The 18,088-nt window shown below is 63.2% G+C and carries 16 protein-coding genes; 4 read left to right on the top strand and 12 right to left on the bottom strand.

Annotated elements, in window-relative coordinates:
* The first annotated feature begins 159 nt into the window (after window positions 1-159).
* Window positions 160-846: a DUF2076 family protein gene (locus AC4BBN_RS03945; RefSeq protein ID WP_490590644.1), complete on the top strand. Its 687-nt coding sequence runs from the start codon at window positions 160-162 to the stop codon at window positions 844-846.
* A gap of 13 nt (window positions 847-859) precedes the next feature.
* Here AC4BBN_RS03945 and AC4BBN_RS03940 read toward each other — a convergent pair whose 3' ends face one another.
* From AC4BBN_RS03940 to AC4BBN_RS03915, 6 genes are all read right to left on the bottom strand, one after another.
* Window positions 860-1,324, bottom strand: a complete 465-nt coding sequence (locus AC4BBN_RS03940; RefSeq protein ID WP_490590643.1) for a CreA family protein — start codon at window positions 1,322-1,324, stop codon at window positions 860-862.
* Window positions 1,321-1,584, bottom strand: coding sequence for a cell division topological specificity factor MinE (gene minE / locus AC4BBN_RS03935; RefSeq protein ID WP_490590642.1), 264 nt, complete (start codon window positions 1,582-1,584; stop codon window positions 1,321-1,323). The genes AC4BBN_RS03940 and minE overlap by 4 nt, the downstream gene beginning before the upstream one ends.
* Window positions 1,585-1,587: 3 nt before the next feature.
* Window positions 1,588-2,403: a septum site-determining protein MinD gene (minD, locus tag AC4BBN_RS03930; protein WP_490590641.1), complete on the bottom strand. Its 816-nt coding sequence runs from the start codon at window positions 2,401-2,403 to the stop codon at window positions 1,588-1,590.
* 30 nt (window positions 2,404-2,433) lie between these two features.
* Window positions 2,434-3,174 (bottom strand): septum site-determining protein MinC, encoded by a 741-nt coding sequence (gene minC, locus AC4BBN_RS03925; RefSeq protein ID WP_490590640.1) that lies wholly within the window; start codon window positions 3,172-3,174, stop codon window positions 2,434-2,436.
* A gap of 201 nt (window positions 3,175-3,375) precedes the next feature.
* Complete coding sequence (gene cphA, locus AC4BBN_RS03920) at window positions 3,376-5,943, bottom strand: cyanophycin synthetase (RefSeq protein WP_490590639.1); 2,568 nt, start codon at window positions 5,941-5,943, stop codon at window positions 3,376-3,378.
* Window positions 5,943-8,183 (bottom strand): cyanophycin synthetase, encoded by a 2,241-nt coding sequence (locus AC4BBN_RS03915; protein ID WP_490590638.1) that lies wholly within the window; start codon window positions 8,181-8,183, stop codon window positions 5,943-5,945. Before AC4BBN_RS03915 ends, cphA begins: the two co-directional genes overlap by 1 nt.
* A gap of 160 nt (window positions 8,184-8,343) precedes the next feature.
* Here AC4BBN_RS03915 and AC4BBN_RS03910 point away from each other — a divergent pair, with 160 nt between their 5' ends.
* From AC4BBN_RS03910 to AC4BBN_RS03900, 3 genes are all read left to right on the top strand, one after another.
* Window positions 8,344-10,641 carry a cyanophycin metabolism-associated ABC transporter gene (locus AC4BBN_RS03910; protein WP_490590637.1) on the top strand — a complete coding sequence of 766 codons (2,298 nt, stop codon included), beginning with the start codon at window positions 8,344-8,346 and terminating at the stop codon, window positions 10,639-10,641.
* Window positions 10,638-11,117, top strand: a complete 480-nt coding sequence (locus tag AC4BBN_RS03905) for a cyanophycin metabolism-associated DUF1854 family protein (protein WP_490590636.1) — start codon at window positions 10,638-10,640, stop codon at window positions 11,115-11,117. The genes AC4BBN_RS03910 and AC4BBN_RS03905 overlap by 4 nt, the downstream gene beginning before the upstream one ends.
* A gap of 144 nt (window positions 11,118-11,261) precedes the next feature.
* Window positions 11,262-11,966, top strand: a complete 705-nt coding sequence (locus AC4BBN_RS03900; protein ID WP_490590635.1) for a hypothetical protein — start codon at window positions 11,262-11,264, stop codon at window positions 11,964-11,966.
* Between the two features lie 47 nt (window positions 11,967-12,013).
* On the opposite strand, the gene AC4BBN_RS03895 is transcribed toward AC4BBN_RS03900, so the two are convergent.
* The 6 genes from AC4BBN_RS03895 to gspE all read right to left on the bottom strand — a co-directional run bounded on the left by AC4BBN_RS03895 (window position 12,014) and on the right by gspE (window position 18,085).
* Window positions 12,014-13,789 (bottom strand): ABC transporter ATP-binding protein/permease, encoded by a 1,776-nt coding sequence (locus AC4BBN_RS03895; protein ID WP_490590634.1) that lies wholly within the window; start codon window positions 13,787-13,789, stop codon window positions 12,014-12,016.
* Between the two features lie 69 nt (window positions 13,790-13,858).
* The gene (locus AC4BBN_RS03890; protein WP_490590633.1) at window positions 13,859-14,761 is read right to left on the bottom strand and encodes a 5'-nucleotidase; all 903 of its coding nucleotides are present in this window, start codon (window positions 14,759-14,761) and stop codon (window positions 13,859-13,861) included.
* 2 nt (window positions 14,762-14,763) lie between these two features.
* Window positions 14,764-15,996 (bottom strand): type II secretion system inner membrane protein GspF, encoded by a 1,233-nt coding sequence (gene gspF / locus AC4BBN_RS03885; protein WP_490590632.1) that lies wholly within the window; start codon window positions 15,994-15,996, stop codon window positions 14,764-14,766.
* A 9-nt stretch (window positions 15,997-16,005) separates the two neighbouring features.
* Entirely contained in the window at window positions 16,006-16,389 is a 384-nt protein-coding gene (locus tag AC4BBN_RS03880; RefSeq protein ID WP_490590631.1) for a type II toxin-antitoxin system death-on-curing family toxin, read from the bottom strand.
* Complete coding sequence (locus AC4BBN_RS03875; protein WP_490590630.1) at window positions 16,386-16,610, bottom strand: AbrB/MazE/SpoVT family DNA-binding domain-containing protein; 225 nt, start codon at window positions 16,608-16,610, stop codon at window positions 16,386-16,388. The genes AC4BBN_RS03880 and AC4BBN_RS03875 overlap by 4 nt, the downstream gene beginning before the upstream one ends.
* A 65-nt stretch (window positions 16,611-16,675) precedes the next feature.
* A complete protein-coding gene (gene gspE / locus AC4BBN_RS03870; RefSeq protein ID WP_490590629.1) occupies window positions 16,676-18,085 on the bottom strand; it encodes a type II secretion system ATPase GspE in 1,410 nt (469 codons plus the stop codon).
* Window positions 18,086-18,088 lie beyond the last annotated feature (3 nt).

The following is an 18,088-nucleotide window of genomic DNA, read 5'->3' as shown; positions in this document are numbered from 1 at the left end:
AAGCAGCTATGAAAACGATAGCTTTCGGTGCAAGCTATTTCCGTTTGTATGCAAAATTACCGCATCTTTACTTTTGCTTCACCGGTCGGCGTGTATAGCTATTGAATTTGTGGATCACAGTGTGTATCTATCAAGGACTACTACCTGCACGAGGTTTATATGAACTTCCAAGAACGCGAACAATTGACCCAGTTTCTGCAGCAATTGGCTTTAGCCAAGGGCGGCCCCAAAGACCCCGAAGCCCATGCGCTGATTGAAAGCACTGTGGCCTGCCAGCCCGATGCCACCTATTTGCTGGTGCAGCGCAGCCTGCTACAAGACCAGGCGCTGCAAGCGGCCCAGGCGCAGATTGCCAGCCTGCAGGCTGAATTGCAACGCAGCAAGGCACCGGCTTCGGCAAGCGGTAGCTTTCTGGACAGCATGGCATGGGGCCGCAACCCTGCCTCGTCGGTGTATGCGCAGTCGCCCGTGGCGCCGCCTGCTTCAACACTCCCACCGGCGTATTCGCCCGCGCCTGCACCTTTGGCGGCCGCGCCATCGCGCTTCCAGGCGCCCAGCTTTTTAACCAGCATGGCGACCACGGCGGCCGGTGTGGCAGCCGGTGCGTTCCTGTTCCAGGGCATCGAAAACCTGATGGGCCACCACAGCAATACCTCCGCATCGAGCTTTGGCCTGGCTGAATCCGTGCCGGCCTTCCCGTCGCTGGACAGCAACTTTATAGGCCAGAGCGACAGCCTGGCCAGGGATGCCGGGGCTTTTACTTTGGATGCACCGTCTAGCATGGACAGCTCGGGCAACGACGAGGTGTTTGACCTCGGCGACATGGGCGGTAACGACTGGGCCTGAGCGGCCCAAGGCGTTATTTGAGTGGAATCACCGTACCGCGGTCTACCGGCACGGCTGTGACGGCATTCTGCGGCGAGCCGTCAATTAGCTTGTCGGAGTAGGTCAGGTAGATCAGCGCGTTACGTTGCTTGTCCACGATGCGCACGATGCGCAGCTTCTTGAACAGAATGGACAGGCGCTCGTTGAACACCTCGTCCTGCTGCGGCAGCGGCTTGCTGAAGCTGATGGGGCCAACCTGGCGGCAGGCAATGGACGCCTCGGCCTTGTCCTCGGCCAAGCCCAGCGCGCCCTTGATACCGCCGGTTTTGGCGCGCGAGACATAGCAGGTGACGCCTTTTACCTGCGGGTCGTCATAGGCTTCGACCACGATTTTGTGGTCCGGGCCTATCCACTGGAAGGCCGTGTCTACCGCGCCGATCTGCTCGGCGTGCAGGCTGCCGGCGCAAGCCAGCGTTGCAGCAAGCATCCACGCTTTCATCGAAGGGCCTCTGGCAGCTCAATCTTCACTTCCAGCACTTCCAGGTTGTCCTGGCGCTCCAGGTGGACCTTGATGTCGTCGGCGTTGATAGACACGTATTTACTGATCACCGCCACCAGTTCACGCTGCAACGCGGGCAGATAGTCGGGTCGGCTATTGCCCCTGCCGCTGCGCTCATGCGCCAGAATGATCTGCAGCCGCTCTTTGGCGACCGTGGCGGTCTTTTTCTTTTCCCCCAGCAGGAAAGACAGGAAAGACATGGTTTATTTCCCCCCGAACAGGCGCTTGAAAAACCCGGGTTTCACGGCTTCCACAAAACGCATGGGTTTTTCTTCGCCCAGGAAGCGTGCCACCACGTCCTTATACGCCTCGGACACATCGCTGTCTGCCAAATGGATGGCGGGCAGGCCCTGGTTCGATGCCTGCAGCACGGTTTCCGACTCGGGAATCACGCCCATCAGCGGAATGCGCAGGATGTCCTGTATGTCTTCCAGCGACAGCATATGGCCGTCTTCCACGCGGGTGGGGTTGTAGCGGGTGATGACCAGGTGTTCCTTGACGGGTGCCTGGCCTTCGATGGCACGCTTGGTCTTGGAGCCCAGCATGCCCAGGATGCGGTCAGAGTCGCGCACCGAAGAGACTTCGGGGTTGGTCACCACCAGCGCTTCGTCGGCAAAATGCATGGCCATCAGCGCACCAGTTTCGATGCCCGCAGGGGAGTCGCAGACGATGTATTCGAAACCCATGTCGCCCAGGTCTTTCAGTACACGCTCCACGCCGTCTTGCGTCAGGGCGTCCTTGTCACGGGTTTGCGAGGCGGCCAGCACGAACAGGTTGTCGCACTGCTTGTCCTTGATCAGCGCCTGGTTCAGATTCGCTTCGTTGTGGATCACGTTGATCAGGTCATACACCACGCGGCGTTCGCAGCCCATGATCAGGTCCAGGTTGCGCAGACCGACGTCAAAGTCGATCACCGCCGTCTTGTGGCCGCGCAGTGCGAGGCCGGATGCGAAGCTGGCGCTGGTGGTGGTTTTGCCAACGCCACCTTTGCCGGATGTCACCACAATGATCTTGGTCATGGGTTGCGGGTCTTTCTGGATTGAGAGTGTTTAAAGAAGAGGTTCCATCACCAGCTTTTCGCCTACCAGGCGAATCTGGGCCGCCTTGCCCAGCACGTCGGTGGGCAGCGGGATTTCGGAAGTGCGGTAAGTGCCGGCAATCGACACCAACTGGGCTTCCAGGCAGGTACTGAAAATGCGTGCTTCGGTATTGCCCTTGGCGCCGGCAATAGCCCGGCCGCGCAGCGGGGCGTAGACGTGCACATTGCCGTCGGCCAGCACTTCGGCTCCAAAACTCACCACGGCCAGCACCACCAGGTCGCCGCCTCGGGCATAGACCTGCTGGCCCGAGCGCAAAGGCTTGTCGATGACCAGCGTGCCGGGCGCCACGGCGGGGGCAATCACCTCAGGGGCAACCGGCGCCGGTGCTGGAGCGGGCGCTGGCAACGGCAGCGCATGCGTGATGTCCGGCGCATCGACCAGGCCTACGGCGACGGCGGCGGCGCGCTGTTCTGCGCTACCGCCGTGTACGGCAATGGCGTGCATACGGTAGCTGCGCAGCAGTACGCACAATTGTTTGAAGTCTATGGGGAGGGCTTCTTCTTCCACATGTACCAGGTTGACCACCACGGGGTCCTGGTCGAAGAAGTCGGGCGTGTCGCCATAGCGCGCTTCCAGCTCTTGCCCCAGGATGTTGAGGTTGGCGGTCTTGAGCACCAGCGCCATCAGGGGCAGCGTAGCGCTTTTCAGGTCAAAGCAGGCACGGGAGTGCCCAGCGGGGACAGACGACATGGGAGGGGAGGGGGCGAAAAGGCGCGATTTTACAGTCCTGCCGAGCGGCCGCCGCGTCGGCTACACCCTGTTGCGAATCTGTACCTGGCCCGATCTGCGCTAACGAATGCAATTGCTATATTTTTCGTAGCTGCTCGCACAGGTGGAATCTGCGCCAGCGCCCCATTTCTTTTGTAAAACTGGGGCGCTGCCTAGAACGGCTTAGGCGGCGGCGACGCGCTGGGCCAGGTGGGCCAGGGCTTCTTCCACCTGGTCCACCAGGATTAGGCACAAGTCGCCGGGCTGCAGGCGCTCCAGAGCCCTGTCGATGGCGATGAATTCGCCATAGATTTCGTCCACCTGGCGTGTGCGCTGGGCGTTGGCCAGGCCCTCGCGCAGCAGGGCCACGACCTCGCCGTCGGCACGGCCGCGCTGGCAGGCATCTTCAAACAGGATCACATCGTCAAACGCGTCGCCCAGGATGATGGTTTGCTCGCGGATGTCTTCGTCGCGCCGGTCACCGGCACCGCTGATGACCACTGACCGGCGCTTGGCCGGCATGGCGTCCACGGCAGCGACCAGGGCGCGCATGGCGTCCGGGTTGTGGCCGTAGTCGGCAATGATGGTGGCACCACGGTAGTCCATCACGTTGAAGCGGCCAGGCGCGTTGTCGGCGTCGTTGGCAAAGCTGGACAGGCCACGGCGGATGGTGTCCCAGTTCAGGCCTACGCCCCAGGCGGCAGCCACGGCGGCCATGGCGTTGTCCACCTGGAAGCCGATGGTGCCGGCACGGGTCAGCGGCACATCGCGCAAGGCAATCTGTTCGCGCCAGGAGCCCACAGCAGCGACGATGTGGTCGCCATCGACATACACCGTGCGCCGGCCCTGGGCGCGGTGCGTGGCCATCACCGGGTGGTGGCGGTCGGCGGTGAAGAAGATCACGTTGCCAGGGCAGGATGCGCCCATGGCGGCGACGATGGGGTCGGCGGCGTTCAGCACGGCGTAGCCGTTGGCTTGCACGTTCTGCACGATCACGCGCTTGAGCACGGCCAGGTCTTCCACCGTGGTGATGTAGTTCAGGCCCAGGTGGTCGCCCGCGCCGATGTTGGTCACCACGGCGACCTGGCAGCGGTCAAACCCCAGGCCTTCGCGCAACATGCCGCCGCGCGCGGTCTCAAACACGGCTGCATCCACGTCAGGGTGCATCAGCACGTTACGCGCGCTTTTCGGGCCCGAGCAGTCGCCGCTGTCGATCTGGCGGCCGTTGACGTACACGCCGTCGGTATTGGTCATGCCGACACGCATGCCGCTGCTGGTGAATAGGTGGGCGATCAAGCGGGCTGTTGTGGTTTTGCCGTTGGTGCCGGTGATGGCAACCACCGGAATGCGGCCGTCTTCGCCCGGTGCGTACAAGTTGCTGACCATGGCTTCGCCGACGTTGCGGCCCTTGCCGAAGGACGGCGAGATGTGCATGCGCAGACCCGGTGCGGCGTTTACTTCGACGATGCCTCCGTGCTGGTCTTCGAGCGGTCTGAGCATGCTTTCGCAGACCACGTCCACACCGCAGATGTGCAGGCCAATCATTTGCGCGGCGGCCACGGCCTGGGCCGCGACGGCGGGGTGCACGTCGTCGGTTACATCGGTGGCGGTGCCGCCGGTGCTCAGGTTTGCGTTGTTACGCAGAATGATGCGGCGGCCTTTTTCGGCAATCGACTCGGGTTGCAGGCCTTGCAGTGCCAGGCGGGCGATGGCGATATCGTCAAAGCGGATCTTGGTGAGCGAGGTGGCATGGCCTTCGCCGCGCTTGGGGTCGGAGTTGACGATGTCCACCAACTCGCGCACGGTGTGCACGCCGTCACCCAGCACCTGGGGCGGGTCGCGGCGGGCGGCAGCCACCAGCTTGTTGCCCACCACCAGCAGGCGGAAGTCGCTGCCGGGCAGGAATTTTTCCACCATCACTTCGCCGATTTCGGCGGCGGCGGCATAGGCCACTTCCAGGTGGGCGCGGTCCACGATGTTGACCGTCACACCCTTGCCCTGGTTGCCGTCCTGCGGCTTGACCACGACGGGTAGACCGATTTCCTGCGCCACTTGCCAGGCTTCATCCAGGCTGTTGACGGGGCGGCCCAGGGGCACGGGTACGCCGGCGGCGTGCAGCAATTTTTTGGTCAGGTCTTTGTCCTGGGCGATCGCCTCGGACACGGCGCTGGTGGCGTCGAACTCGGCTGCCTGGATGCGGCGCTGGCGCGAACCCCAGCCAAATTGCACCATGCTGCCCTTGGTCAGTCGGCGGTAGGGAATGCCACGGGCGACGGCTGCGTCCACGATGGCGCCGGTGCTGGGGCCCAGGCGTTCGTCTTCGTCGGTTTCACGCAGCTGGGCGATGGCGCTGTCCACGTCGAAGGCGGTGTTGCTCAGCGCAGCCTGGATCAGCGCCTGGGCAAGCTCCAGAGCCTGGCGGCCTACAGCTTCTTCGCTGTATTCCACAATGACCTGGTAGGTGCCTGCCTGCGGCGTAGATGCCGTGCGGCTGAATGTCACAGGGCAGCCGGCCTGGGCCTGCAGGGCCAGGGTGGCGGCTTCCAATACATGGGCCAGCGATACCGAGGCGTGTTCGCGGTTGGGGCGCAGCGGGCCTATGGCCGGGAACAGGGCGCGTACGGTGGCCTCGAAGCCGGGTAGTTGTGCGATGGCGCGTTCGCTTTCCGTACACGAAACCACGGCTTCCACGGCGGTGTGGCGGCTCCAGAGATTAGGGCCACGCAGGGCCCGAATGCGTGAGACTTCCATCAGTCGGTCTTTCTATCTTCTTGTTCGGTACGGTAGGGGGCTGCGGTGGGTACGGCGGGGAGCACGGTGCGCGCGGTCGGCAGATCCAGTTCAAAGGTTTTCAGGCCGGCGACTATGAGGTCGGGCGAGATGTCCATGGCCCAGGCGGCGGCAATCGCGGCCAGTATGGGTTCCAGCGGCACCTCGCGGTGCCAGACGGCAGACAGGATGTCCAGGCTGACCAGGGGGGCTTCGGAGCTGCCGGTGGCTAGCATGATGTAGCCCTTGCTCACTAGAACGGCGCGGCCTTCGGTAGCGCGGTGGGCCACCGTGGTTTCCAGTTGCGGGTCCAGGCCATACAGGATGGAGCTGCCGTCGCAGAGTTCGGCCATTTGGGCCACGCGTGCGTCGGCCGCATTCAGCACCGCCACGCCTTCGGGCAAGACTACATCGACCTGGGTGCGCAGCACTTTGTAGAGCTGGTCTTCATCGGTGATGTCGAATTCAGCCAGCTTGTCTGCGCCGCCCATGTCGGTCACGATGCCTACGGCGCAGCGGTCGTAGGCTAGGCCGTCGCGCAGGATGCTGGCTGCGCCGTTTTCAATCACGGCGGCTTCCATGGAGCGGTTGATCAGCAGGCGGTGTGATGGCGCCCAATGGGCACAGTCGGTGGACTCGATGCGGCGGGTGTCCAGGAACAGGCCGTCGCGGCAGGCCAGGCCCACGCGCAGGCCGCTCAGGTGCAGCAGCCAGGCGACCAGCCTGGAAATGGTGTGCGTGGCCTGGGTGCCGGCTACGCCAACCACCGGAATGCGGCCGGTTTCGTGCTCAGAGAACAGGTGGTCTACGATGGCACGGCCCACGGGGCGGGGGGCGCCCTCGGCCGGTTTCAGGTGCATCAGCAGGCCGGGACCGGCATTGACTTCCACGATGGCGCCGCCTTGGGCGCTCAGTGGCTTGGAGATGTCTTCGGCCACCACGTCCACGCCAGCAATGTCCAGGCCCACGATGCGTGCCGCCAGCGACACGATGTGATCCACCTCGGGATGCATCTGGTCGGTGCAGTCGATAGCCACGTTGCCGTTGCGCTGGATCAGCACCTGCTTGCCCATGGGAGGGATGGAGTCAGGCGTCAGCCCCTGGCGCTGTAGGTCCAGCAGCACGGCTTCGTCGCCGCGTGTGTCGATCAGGCCCAGTGGCGCGTCTTCGTGGGTGCCACGGCGCGGGTCGGTATTGATATGGGCATCTACCAGTTCAGCCACGGTGGAGTGGCCGTTGCCGGTGACCCAGGCCACCGAGCCACGTGCGGCGGCGACCACGCGGCCACCGACCACCAGCAGGCGGTGCTCGTTGCCGCGCACAAAGCGCTCTACCAGCACTTCGCTGCCGTGCTTTTCGGCCACCAGGTAGGCGGCTTCGATGTCGGCCTGGTTGCTCAGGTCCAGTGTCACGCCGCGGCCGTGGTTGCCATCGGATGGTTTCACTACGACGGGCAGGCCGATGTCTTGCGCGGCTTCCCAGGCGGCGGCCGGGCTGTCCACGGCAACACCTTCGGGCACGGGCACGCCGCAGGACTGCAGCAGGGTCTTGGTCAGGTCTTTGTCGTGCGCAATGCCTTCGGCGATGGCGCTGGTGAATTCGGTCTCTGCCGTCCAGATGCGGCGCTGACGGGCACCATGGCCGAGTTGCACCAGGTTGCCGTCGTTCAGGCGGATGTGCGGAATGCCCCGGTCCGTGGCGGCGGCCACAATGCATGCGGTGCTGGGGCCCAGGTAGCAGTCGTCCACCTCGGCGCGTACGGCGGCTACTGCGGCGGCTACGTCAAATGGAATATCGTTGATGGCCGACATGAGCAGCCGGTGGCCCTGGGCCAGGGCGGTGCGGGCAACCTGCTCGTCGCGCGCCCGGAACACCATGCGGTAGATGCCGCGCTGCGAGGTGCTGCGGGTTTGGCCGAAACCGGTGGGCATGCCCGCCAGGTTCAGCAGCTCGATCACCGCGTGTTCCAGGATATGGCCGGCCCAGGTGCCTTCCACCAGGCGCTGCAGAAAGCCGCCGCGCTCGCCTACACCGCAGTGGTGTTCCACCAGGGCGGGCAGCATGGCGACCAGGCGGTCGGTGAAACCGGGCAGCAAATTGGAGGGGTAGTCTTCGAGTTCCCCCAGGTCCAGCCAGACTTCGAGAGCCGGTCGGTAGGTCCAGATGTTGGGGCCGCGCAAATAGTTGATGCGCAGAAGTTGGATATCGTCCTTGGGGCTCATGTTCTTCGGGGGTGTTGTGGCCGGGCACCCCGGCTGCGGGTGGCTATTGTGCACTTTGCTATATGGTAGTGAGAAATGAAGGCGCCATCGGCGAGAATCTGAGGCTCCGCTGAGGCGCTGGTCCATCTGGCACCAGGTAAGAGATCGCGGGGTTAAAAAAATGCAAGAACACCATACAGTCGATATTTCCCTTGGGCTGCAAACGCAGCTCCTTGCCCACGAGAACGTCGTAGCCAGCCTGTCCGTTGACCTGGACACCCAGCTGCGCTTTGCGCCCGGCCTATTGGCCTTGACCAACCAGCGCCTGCTGGCCTTCCAGGGAGGGGCCTGGCAGACCTGGGCGCTGACGCCCGACATGGTGCTGCGCCACTCCGACCACGCCGGTGTGGGCACGCTGGAGCTGCACGACGCCCGCACCTTGCTGGCCCGCTGGCGCTACACACTGGCCGTTGACCCCCAGGCGCTGCGCTTGGTCAAGCTGTTCGGCCAGCGTTTGCTGCCGCAGGACCCCAGCCAGGACGAACCCGGCCAATGCCCCAACTGCCATGCCCCGCTACCCGCTGACAGCGAGGAATGCGCGGTATGCAACCGCGAGCTGAATAGCCCGCCCAGCACCTGGGTGTTGCTGCGCTTGTGGCGTTTTGCAAAGCCTTACCAATTCCAGCTGCTCGGTGGCTTCCTATTGATGCTGGCTTCCACCGCTGCCACGCTGGTGCCGCCCTACCTCACGATTCCGCTGATGGACGAGGTATTGATCCCGTTCCAGAGCGGCAAGCAGATCGATGTAGGCCAGGTGAAATGGCTGCTGGCCGGCTTGCTGGGCTCGGCTTTGCTGGCCTGGAGCCTGGGCTGGGTGCGTACCTGGCTGCTGGCCTTGGTGTCCGAGCGCATTGCGGCCGACCTGCGGACCACCGCGTTTGACCATCTGCTGGGCCTGTCACTGGACTATTTTGGCGCCAAGCGTACCGGCGACCTGATTTCCCGCATCGGCTCGGAAACCGACCGTATTTCGGTGTTTCTGTCGCTACATGCGTTGGATTTCGCTACCGATGTGCTGATGCTGGTGATGACGTCAACGATTCTGTTCTCCGTCAATCCCTGGCTGGCGCTGGTAACTTTGCTGCCTTTGCCCTTTATCGCCTGGATGATCCACACCGTGCGTGACCGGCTGCGCACCGGATTCGAGAAGATCGACCGGGTCTGGGGTGAGGTCACCAATGTGCTGGCCGACACCATTCCGGGTATCCGCGTGGTCAAGGCGTTCGCGCAAGAGCGGCGCGAGGCTGGCCGCTTCCACGCGGCCAACCAGGCCAACCTGGCGGTGAATGACCGACTGAACAAGACCTGGAGCTTGTTTACCCCCACCGTTTCCCTGCTGACCGACATTGGTTTGCTGGTGGTCTGGGCTTTTGGTATCTGGCAGGTCAGTAAAGGCCAGATCACCGTGGGTGTGTTGACCGCCTTCCTGGCGTATATCGGCCGCTTCTATACCCGTCTGGATTCCATGAGTCGCATCGTCTCTGTCACCCAGAAGGCAGCGGCTGGCGCCAAGCGTATTTTTGACATCCTGGACCATGTATCGAATGTGCCGGAACCCACCCAGCCGGTGGTGGTCGGCTCGGGCATGCCTGGCGCTGTGCAGGTGCGCGGCCAGATCGAGATGAAAGGCATTGGTTTCCGCTACGGCAACCGCTCGGTCATACGCGATATGGATCTGGTGATTCGTCCGGGTGAAATGATTGGCTTGGTGGGCCACAGCGGCTCGGGCAAAAGTACCCTGGTGAACCTGATCTGCCGCTTCTACGACGTGACCGACGGTTCCATCCAGGTTGATGGCACGGATATCCGCCGTTTTGCCGTGGCCGACTACCGCCGGCACATCGGCTTGGTACTGCAAGAGCCCTTCCTCTTCTTCGGCACGATTGCTGAGAACATCGCCTACGGCCGGCCCGACGCCACCCGGGCTGAGATAGTGGCGGCCGCGCGCGCCGCGCATGCGCACGAGTTCATCTTGCGCCTGCCCCAGGGTTATGACTCGCTGGTGGGCGAGCGTGGCCAGGGCTTGTCGGGCGGAGAGCGCCAGCGCATCTCCATCGCCCGGGCCTTGCTGATCGACCCGCGCATCCTGATATTGGACGAGGCCACCTCTTCGGTGGATACCGAAACCGAGAACGAAATCCAGAAAGCATTGGACAACCTGGTGAAAGGCCGCACCACCATCGCCATTGCCCACCGTTTGTCCACCCTGCGCAAGGCCGACCGCCTGGTGGTGATGGACCGAGGCCGGGTGGTCGAGGTCGGGCCGCACGAGGAGTTAATGGAACGCCAAGGTGCCTATTGGCGCCTCTACCAGGCCCAGCTGCGCCGCACTGAATCCGAAGACGATGGTTTAAGTTTGTCCGCCTCCTTGCCGATAGCCCCAATAGCCCATTCGGCCCACCCTGCAGGTAACCCATGATGGCTGTGTTGACCCCTGATTTCCAACTGGAACGTGACGCTTTTGGGCGTCTGGTGCTGGTGCTTGCCAGCGGTGAGCGCCACGAGGGCGTGCTGCCGGTGCGGGCATTTCCTATTACTTCGCCGGAAGAGGGCTTGTCCTTGGTCGGTACCGAAGGCCGCGAACTGGTGTGGGTGCCGCAGACCAGTAGCCTGCCGCCGGCGGTGTGGGCGCTGTTGTCCGAGGAGCTGGCCAATCGCGAGTTTGTTCCCGAGATCCGGCGCCTGAAGGCCGTGTCCACCTTTTCCACCCCGAGTGTGTGGACGGTGGAGACCGACCGTGGCGATACCGAGTTTGTGCTCAAGACCGAGGAAGACATCCGCCGCCTGGGCCGTGCCGGCCTGCTGATCGCTGGCGGGGCGGGCGTGCAGTTCCGCGTACGTGACATGTTGGCCCTGGACCGGGCCTCGCGCCGTCTGCTGGAGCGCTTTCTCTGAAAACTTGAGGGCGGGGGCGAAGTTGTTTTGTAAAGATTTTTATCTTTTTTAAGAAATAGCCCTAAATAACCCTCCATTTCTGCCGTTAACCAAGATACGTGGTGTGGAAAAAGTATTCCACCGCCCCCTAACCTGGTGAACGCTATGCAACTGCCCTCTGTTGAACGAACCGCAAGCTGGCCGCCGGCTGCCGCCGGTACGCATTCGGGCGTCGGTGCGGCGGCGCCTAAGGCCGAGTCCGCATTGATTCAGGAAGCGACCGCCAAGGTTGAGGCGGTGGCATCCAAACCCGAACCCTCCACTAAGGTGGATATTTCCACCACCCAGCAAGAGATTGCAGCGTTAGAGGCTGCGGCACGCCTGCGAGCGTCTATCCAGCCAGCTGCCAAGGAAAAAGCCGACGAGGCGGGTGGCATCAAAGCGGTGGCCGATGTGGCCAGTACTGCAGCCAACGCGGCAACTGCTGCAGTGTCGGCAGCGACTGCCGAGGCCAAAAAGCTGCAAGACCCGGTGCAAAGCGCAGCACCTGAAGATACCGCCAAGACGGCCAAACTGGTCGATGCCGGCAAGGAGCCGGGTCCGAACCAGCCTACGACGACGGAAAAAGGGCCTTCCAAAGACTGGACCACCACGCCCCAGGCGTCCGATAAAAAGGTGGAAAACCCACCGCCGGAACCGCTGTCAAAGAAGCTGCTGGACTTTTTGCAGGCCCTGTGGCGCGCCGGCGGCAACGCGGTGGACGTGAACAACCAGGCGACCAACCAGGTTTTGAACTCCGAAAAGCAGTCCGAAGGACCGCTGACCTACTCCGATCCCACCGTCGTGAAAAAGACCAGCAGCAGCGTTTAACGCTTTCAACGTATTTCTTCCAGGGCCCCGACGGGGCCCTGGTTGTTTCAGGCCCGGCTTTGCACCAGTTGGTAGCGGGCTGCGGCGCCTTCGGCCTGTGGCTCCAGCGTCCAGCGGCTGTTGTGGAAAGCGGCAATGGTTGGCTTGTGTGCTATTGAAATAATAGCGCCTTGCGCTTGTTCTACCTGCGCTAGCAGTCGTTTGTAGATGGCTTCTTCGGTGGGGGCGTCGAGTGCGCTGGTGGCTTCGTCGGCATAAATCCAGCGGGGTTTCTTCAGCAGCACGCGCGCAATCGCCAGCCGCTGCTGTTCGCCGCCCGAGAGTTTTTGGCTCCAGGCGGCCTCCACGTCCAGTTGTTCGCCCAGGTCGGGCAGCAAGGCATCTGCCAAGGCCTGGCGCAGCTGCGCATCGTCGTAGTGCGTGGCTGCCAAGGGGTAGGCCAGGGCGTCGCGTAGCTTGCCATCCGGGAAGTAGGGCCGCTGGGGGATGAACATTGCATCCTGCGGCTGTGCGACTTGCCCGCTGGAAAACGGCCAGATGCCCGCCAGCGCACGGAACAGCGTGGACTTGCCGCTGCCCGAGGGGCCGTTGAGCAGAATGCTGTCGCCAGGGGCAGCGTGCAGGTTTTGGCCTTGCAGCAAGACTTGGCCATTCGGCAGGCGCAGGGTCAGCCCGTGGACTTCCAGGGTATCAGGTGCTGCAGAATTGATAGCTGCTTGCGCTGAATTTACCTGCGCTAGCGCCTGAATTTGTTCTTCAAACGAAGTTAAGCGGTCGGTGGTGGCCTGCCAGGTTGCAAGGTTGCTGTAGTTGTCGACAAACCAGCTCAGCGAGTCCTGTACCCGGCCAAAGGCGGAGTTGATCTGCATCAGCGTGCCCAGCTGGATGGCTCCGCTGAAGTAGCGCGGCGCCGCCACAATCATTGGGAAAACTACTGCCGCCTGGCCGAAGAAGCTGCTGAACCAGATCAGGTTTTTCTGCGCCTTCAGCAGCTTCAGGTAGTTGGCCAGCACGGCCTTGAAGCGCAGGTCTAGGTGGGCTTTTTCGGCGGCCTCGCCCCGGTCCAGCGCGATCGATTCGCTGTATTCACGTACCCGCACCATGTGGTGGCGGAAGTCGGCCTCCACTTTCTGTTGCTGGAAGTTCAGCTTGATCTGCGGGCGGCCTATCCAGTGGGTGATGATGCTGCCGGCCAGGCAGTACAGCACGGCCATCCATACCATGAAGCCGGGGATGAAGTATTCGCTGCCGCCCAGGTGGAACGAGAAGTTGCCCGACAGGCCCCACAGAATGCCGACAAAGCTGACCAGGGTGACCAGCGCGTTCAGCACGCCCATGGTCAGTTCGATGGTCAGGCTGGTGAACTGGTTCAGGTCTTGCTGGATACGTTGGTCGGGGTTGTCCGGGGTGGCGAGTGTGTCAGTCTTGGCAAAGCGGGCCAGTTCCATCTTGTAGAAGGACTGGTTGCTCAGCCAGCGGGCCAGGTAGTGCTCGGTCATCCAGGCGCGCCAGCGCATTTCCAGCAGCTGGGTCAGGTAGAACTTGTACACCGCCAGAAAAACCATGCCAAACACGATGTATGTAAAGCGGCCCAACTGCTGCCAAAACACGGTGGCATCCTTGTTTTGCAGCGCGTCGTAGAACACCTGGTACCAGCTGTTGTACAGCACCAGCAGGTAGACGCCCAGCAGGTTCAGCGCCACGATGGCGGCCAGCAGGGCGCGGGCCTTCCATTTTTCTTCGGATTTGAAGTACGGAATCGACAAAGCCCAGACTTTGGCGGTCTGGGCTTTCAGGTTGGAAAAGCGCGAAGCAAGACGCATGGGTGTGTGCCGTGGGTAGAGTTGACAAGCCCGCAGATGGACTGCTGCGGCGCGGATTAGTTCGCGGGCTTAGTGCGTTGGGTTGGATATGCCGCTGCTCACATGGCCGGCCGGCACGTGCTGCGCGGCGGAGGTGACGTGGCCAGTCTGGTCGTCGAAGAAGAAGTCGGGCTCGAATTCGCGCAGAAACGGGCCTTTTTCCAGCCCACCCAGGAACATCACCTCGTCCACCGCAATATTCCAGCGCATCAGGGTCAGGATGGCGCGCTCATGCGCAGGTGCACTGCGCGCCGTGACCAGGGCGGTGCGTATGCGCATGTGCGGGGTGCTGGCTTTTTGCAGGCGGTGCAGCGCGGCCAGCAGGGGCTTGAACGGGCCGTCGGGCAGCGGTATGGAGGCATGTTCGACCTCGTGCTGCTGGAAGGCGGGCAGGCCGTCTTTTTGATAGACGCGCTCGGCCTCGTCGCTGAACAGCACGGCGTCGCCGTCAAAAGCGATGCGCACTTCATGCGGGTTGCTGTCACCGGCCTGGGCCGATTCGGTCAGCACCCGTGCGGCGGGGAAGCCCAGGTTCAGCGCTTCGCGCACGTCTTTTTCATTGGCCGACAGAAACAGGTGCGCGCCCAGCGCCCGCAGATAGCCGAAGGGTGCGCGGCCCTGGGTGAACACACCGCGCTCCAGCTGCAAATTGCTGGCCTGGCTGGAGCGGAAGATGCGCATGCCGCTGACCGGGTCGTTGCGCGACAGGATCACCACCTCGACCCGTTTCACGCCATCGGCGTTGAAGGCCAGCAGCTTCTTTACCAGCGAAAACGCCACACCCGGCTTGGCGGGTATGTCCAGCCGCTCGAACTGCAGCTGCATATAGGCTTTGTCGTCGCCCGCGTCGAACAGGCGGTTTTCCTCTTCCAGGTTGAACAGGGCGCGCGATGAAATCGCCACCACCAATTTGTCGTCTAGGGTCAGAGCCATGGCTACTTCGCAAACTGGTTGAGTTGGATGATGGGCATAAGGACTGCCAGCACGATCAGCATCACCACCAAGCCCATGGCCACGATCAGCAGCGGCTCCAGGATGGTGGCAAGGGCCATGGCGCGGCGCTGTACCTCGGTGCCCAGCTGGCGGGCGGCGCGCTGCAGCATCAGCGGCAGCTGGCCGGTCTGTTCACCCAGGCGGGCGAACATGGCCAGCAGGCCGGGGAAGCGTTTTTTCTGCGCCAGGGCCGAGGCCAGCGGCGCGCCTTCGCGCACCAGCACCAGCGCGTCCAGCGCATCGGCGCGCATGGCGGTGTTGTTCAGGGTTTCGGCGGCGGCTTGCAGGGCTTTCAGAATCGGCACGCCGGCAGCGGCCAACATCGCCAGGGTGCTGGCAAAGCGTGCCGCGTTATAGCCGCGTGCCAGTGTGCCCACCAGCGGTAGCCTCAAAAAGGCGGCGTCAAATTTTTGGCGAATCAGGGCGTTGGCGTAGGCAAACCGTGCGCTGATAGCTGCAAAAATAATAGCAATCAACATGGCCCAACCGTAGTTGCGCACCGCGTCGCTGATGGCCAGCATGGCCACCGTCAAGAACGGCAGCGCGCGCTTGCTGCCGGCAAACACGTTGGCCACCTGGGGTACCACATAGCCGACCAGGAACAGCACGATGGCAATCGCCACCAGGGTCACGATGGCCGGGTAGAGTGCTGCGCCGATCAGCTTGGACTGCAGGGCCTGGCGTTCTTCCAGGTCGGTGGCCAGGCTTTCCAGCACATCGCCCAGCGCGCCGCTTTGCTCGCCCGCGCCAATCACGGCGGTGTAGATGGCCGAGAATTCGCGCGGATGCTGGCCCAGTGCCTTGGCGAAGCTGGCGCCGGCGTTGACTTCGGCGCGCAGCGAGGCCAGCAGATTGCGTTGGCGCTCGTCCTCCGCCTCGTCGGTCAGCGCGGTCAGCGCCCGCTCCAGCGGCAGGCCGCTGGACACCAGGCCGGCCACCTGCCGGGTCCAGATCGCCAGGCCAGAGGCATTGAAGACTTTCTTCTCGAACAGCGTGGTGCGCAGGCCGGTGCCGGCAGACGCATTGCTGCCGCTGGCGTTGACCGGAGTGACGGCCAGTGGCACCAGCGCCTGGGCGCGCAGCAAGGCCCGCGCAGCTTTGGCCGTGTCGGCCTCCATCACCCCTTTGCGGGACTGGCCCTGGGCGTCTACGGCTTCAAAGGAATAGGCGGGCATGCTAAGTGTTCAACGTATATGGGCGTTCTGGCGCAGCCAGGCAGCAAAGTCAGCTTCATGGATATCGCCTGCGGCCGCGCCCATGACCATCAGTGTTGCGTCGGCCTGCGACGCCGTCAGCCGATAGCCATTGAGGTACAAAAACAGACCGACAGCCAGGAAGGCTGCGCGTTTGTTGCCATCGACGAAGGCATGGTTTTTCACTAAACCCAGACCGTAACTGGCCGCCAGGGCGGCAAAGTCTGGCTCGCCATAGGCGGCCAGATTCAAGGGGCGAGCGAGCGCGGAATCGAGCAGGCCCTCGTCACGCAAACCCGTGCCGCCACCGTGCTCGGCCAGGCTTTCGTCGTGCAGCAGCAGGAGTGCTTGTTTGCTGACCCAGCGCCAGCTCATTTGGCGAGCTGGTGAAAGGTGTCGCGGAAGTCGCTCATAAACGCGCGGCCCGCTTGGATTTGCTCTTCCAGGGCAGGGTCGTAGGGGGTGAGGGTGTAGCCCTCAGGGGTTTCCGTCAGGAAGATCGAGGCACCTTTTCCCAGCTTGAGCCGGGCCAATGCTTCCTTGGGCAGGATGACGCCGATCGAATTGCCAATCTGGGTGAGTTTGAGCGCGTGCACGTCGTATCTCCGTTATAACGGTTGTTATATTAGCTCTGGCTTCTGGTTTGTGTCAAAGATGGGCGTCAATCCCGCGTCACGCGCAGCAGCTCTTCGCGCGAGGTCACGCCGGCCTGCACCAGGCGCTCGCCGTCTTCGCGCATCAGCAGCATGCCGGCGGTGCGCGCGGCGCTGCGGATGTCGGCCTCGGCGGCGCGGTTGTGGATTTGGGCGCGAATGGCGTCGTCGGTGACCAGCAGTTCGAAGATGCCGGTGCGGCCCTGGTAGCCGGTGTGGCTGCAGGCTTCACAACCGCCGGTCGGTCCTGAGCTTGTCGAAGGATGGCACACCGGGCACAGCTTGCGCACCAGGCGCTGGGCCAGCACACCCAACAGCGAAGAGCTCAGCAGGAACGGTTCCACGCCCATGTCGATGAGCCGGTTCACTGCGCTGGACGCGTCGTTGGTGTGCAGCGTGGCCAGCACCAGGTGGCCGGTGAGAGAGGCCTGGATGGCGATCTGCGCGGTCTCGAAGTCGCGAATTTCGCCGATCATGATCACGTCCGGGTCTTGCCGCAGGATGGCGCGCAAGGCCTTGGCGAAGGTCAGGTCGATCTTGGCGTTGACCTGGGTCTGACCGACGCCGGGTAGCTCGTATTCAATCGGGTCTTCCACCGTCATGATGTTGCTGGTGCTGGCGTCAAGGCGGCTCAGGGCGGCATACAGCGTGGTGGTCTTGCCCGAGCCGGTAGGGCCGGTCACCAGGATGATGCCGTGCGGCTGGTTGATCAGGTTTTGCAGCTTGTCCAGCACGTCGCCCTGCATGCCCACCGATTCCAGGGTCAACTTGGCACCGCTCTTGTCCAGCAGACGCAGCACGGCGCGTTCGCCATGGGCGCTGGGCAGGGTGCTGACGCGCACGTCCACCGCGCGGGTGCCGATGCGCAAGGAGATGCGACCATCCTGCGGCAGGCGTTTTTCAGAAATGTCCAGGTCGGCCATGATCTTCAGGCGCGAGATCAGGGCGGCGTGCAATGCGCGATTCGGCTGCACCACTTCGCGCAGCGTACCGTCCACGCGGAAGCGCACGCTGGAATGGCGCTCATACGGCTCGATATGGATGTCGCTGGCGCCGTCGCGCGCGGCCTGGGTCAGCAGCGCGTTGAGCATGCGGATGATGGGCGCGTCGTCGCTCATCTCCAGCAAGTCTTCGACAGCAGGCAGCTCCTGCATCATGCGCGACAGGTCGGCATCGCTCTCGACCTCGCTGACCACCGATGCGGCGCTGGACTCGCCCTGGGCGTAGGCCGCGCTGATGCGCTGGGCCAGGGCTTCGGCGCTCAGGGTTTCGATCTGGCGCACCGGGTATTTGCGCATCACCTCGCTCAGGGCCGATGGCGTGGACGCCGGGTGTAGCCAGAGCGTGTACTCACCCAGGTTCTCTTCCAGCAGCAGCTGCTGGGCGCGGGCAAAGGCGTAGGGCAGGGGGTGGCGCATTGC

The sequence above is a fragment of the Rhodoferax sp. SPJ21 genome (genome assembly GCF_058216335.1).
Note: the sequence above shows the minus strand (reverse complement) of the source record. Positions and strands in the feature narration are given on the sequence as shown.

What these genes read in the sequence shown, in the direction of transcription:
- AC4BBN_RS03945 (WP_490590644.1), top strand. Translation starts at nt 160, where the DNA reads ATGAACTTCCAAGAACGCGAACAATTGACCCAGTTTCTGCAGCAATTG.
- AC4BBN_RS03940 (WP_490590643.1), bottom strand. Translation starts at nt 1,324, where the DNA reads ATGAAAGCGTGGATGCTTGCTGCAACGCTGGCTTGCGCCGGCAGCCTG.
- minE (WP_490590642.1), bottom strand. Translation starts at nt 1,584, where the DNA reads ATGTCTTTCCTGTCTTTCCTGCTGGGGGAAAAGAAAAAGACCGCCACG.
- minD (WP_490590641.1), bottom strand. Translation starts at nt 2,403, where the DNA reads ATGACCAAGATCATTGTGGTGACATCCGGCAAAGGTGGCGTTGGCAAA.
- minC (WP_490590640.1), bottom strand. Translation starts at nt 3,174, where the DNA reads ATGTCGTCTGTCCCCGCTGGGCACTCCCGTGCCTGCTTTGACCTGAAA.
- cphA (WP_490590639.1), bottom strand. Translation starts at nt 5,943, where the DNA reads ATGGAAGTCTCACGCATTCGGGCCCTGCGTGGCCCTAATCTCTGGAGC.
- AC4BBN_RS03915 (WP_490590638.1), bottom strand. Translation starts at nt 8,183, where the DNA reads ATGAGCCCCAAGGACGATATCCAACTTCTGCGCATCAACTATTTGCGC.
- AC4BBN_RS03910 (WP_490590637.1), top strand. Translation starts at nt 8,344, where the DNA reads ATGCAAGAACACCATACAGTCGATATTTCCCTTGGGCTGCAAACGCAG.
- AC4BBN_RS03905 (WP_490590636.1), top strand. Translation starts at nt 10,638, where the DNA reads ATGATGGCTGTGTTGACCCCTGATTTCCAACTGGAACGTGACGCTTTT.
- AC4BBN_RS03900 (WP_490590635.1), top strand. Translation starts at nt 11,262, where the DNA reads ATGCAACTGCCCTCTGTTGAACGAACCGCAAGCTGGCCGCCGGCTGCC.
- AC4BBN_RS03895 (WP_490590634.1), bottom strand. Translation starts at nt 13,789, where the DNA reads ATGCGTCTTGCTTCGCGCTTTTCCAACCTGAAAGCCCAGACCGCCAAA.
- AC4BBN_RS03890 (WP_490590633.1), bottom strand. Translation starts at nt 14,761, where the DNA reads ATGGCTCTGACCCTAGACGACAAATTGGTGGTGGCGATTTCATCGCGC.
- gspF (WP_490590632.1), bottom strand. Translation starts at nt 15,996, where the DNA reads ATGCCCGCCTATTCCTTTGAAGCCGTAGACGCCCAGGGCCAGTCCCGC.
- AC4BBN_RS03880 (WP_490590631.1), bottom strand. Translation starts at nt 16,389, where the DNA reads ATGAGCTGGCGCTGGGTCAGCAAACAAGCACTCCTGCTGCTGCACGAC.
- gspE (WP_490590629.1), bottom strand. Translation starts at nt 18,085, where the DNA reads ATGCGCCACCCCCTGCCCTACGCCTTTGCCCGCGCCCAGCAGCTGCTG.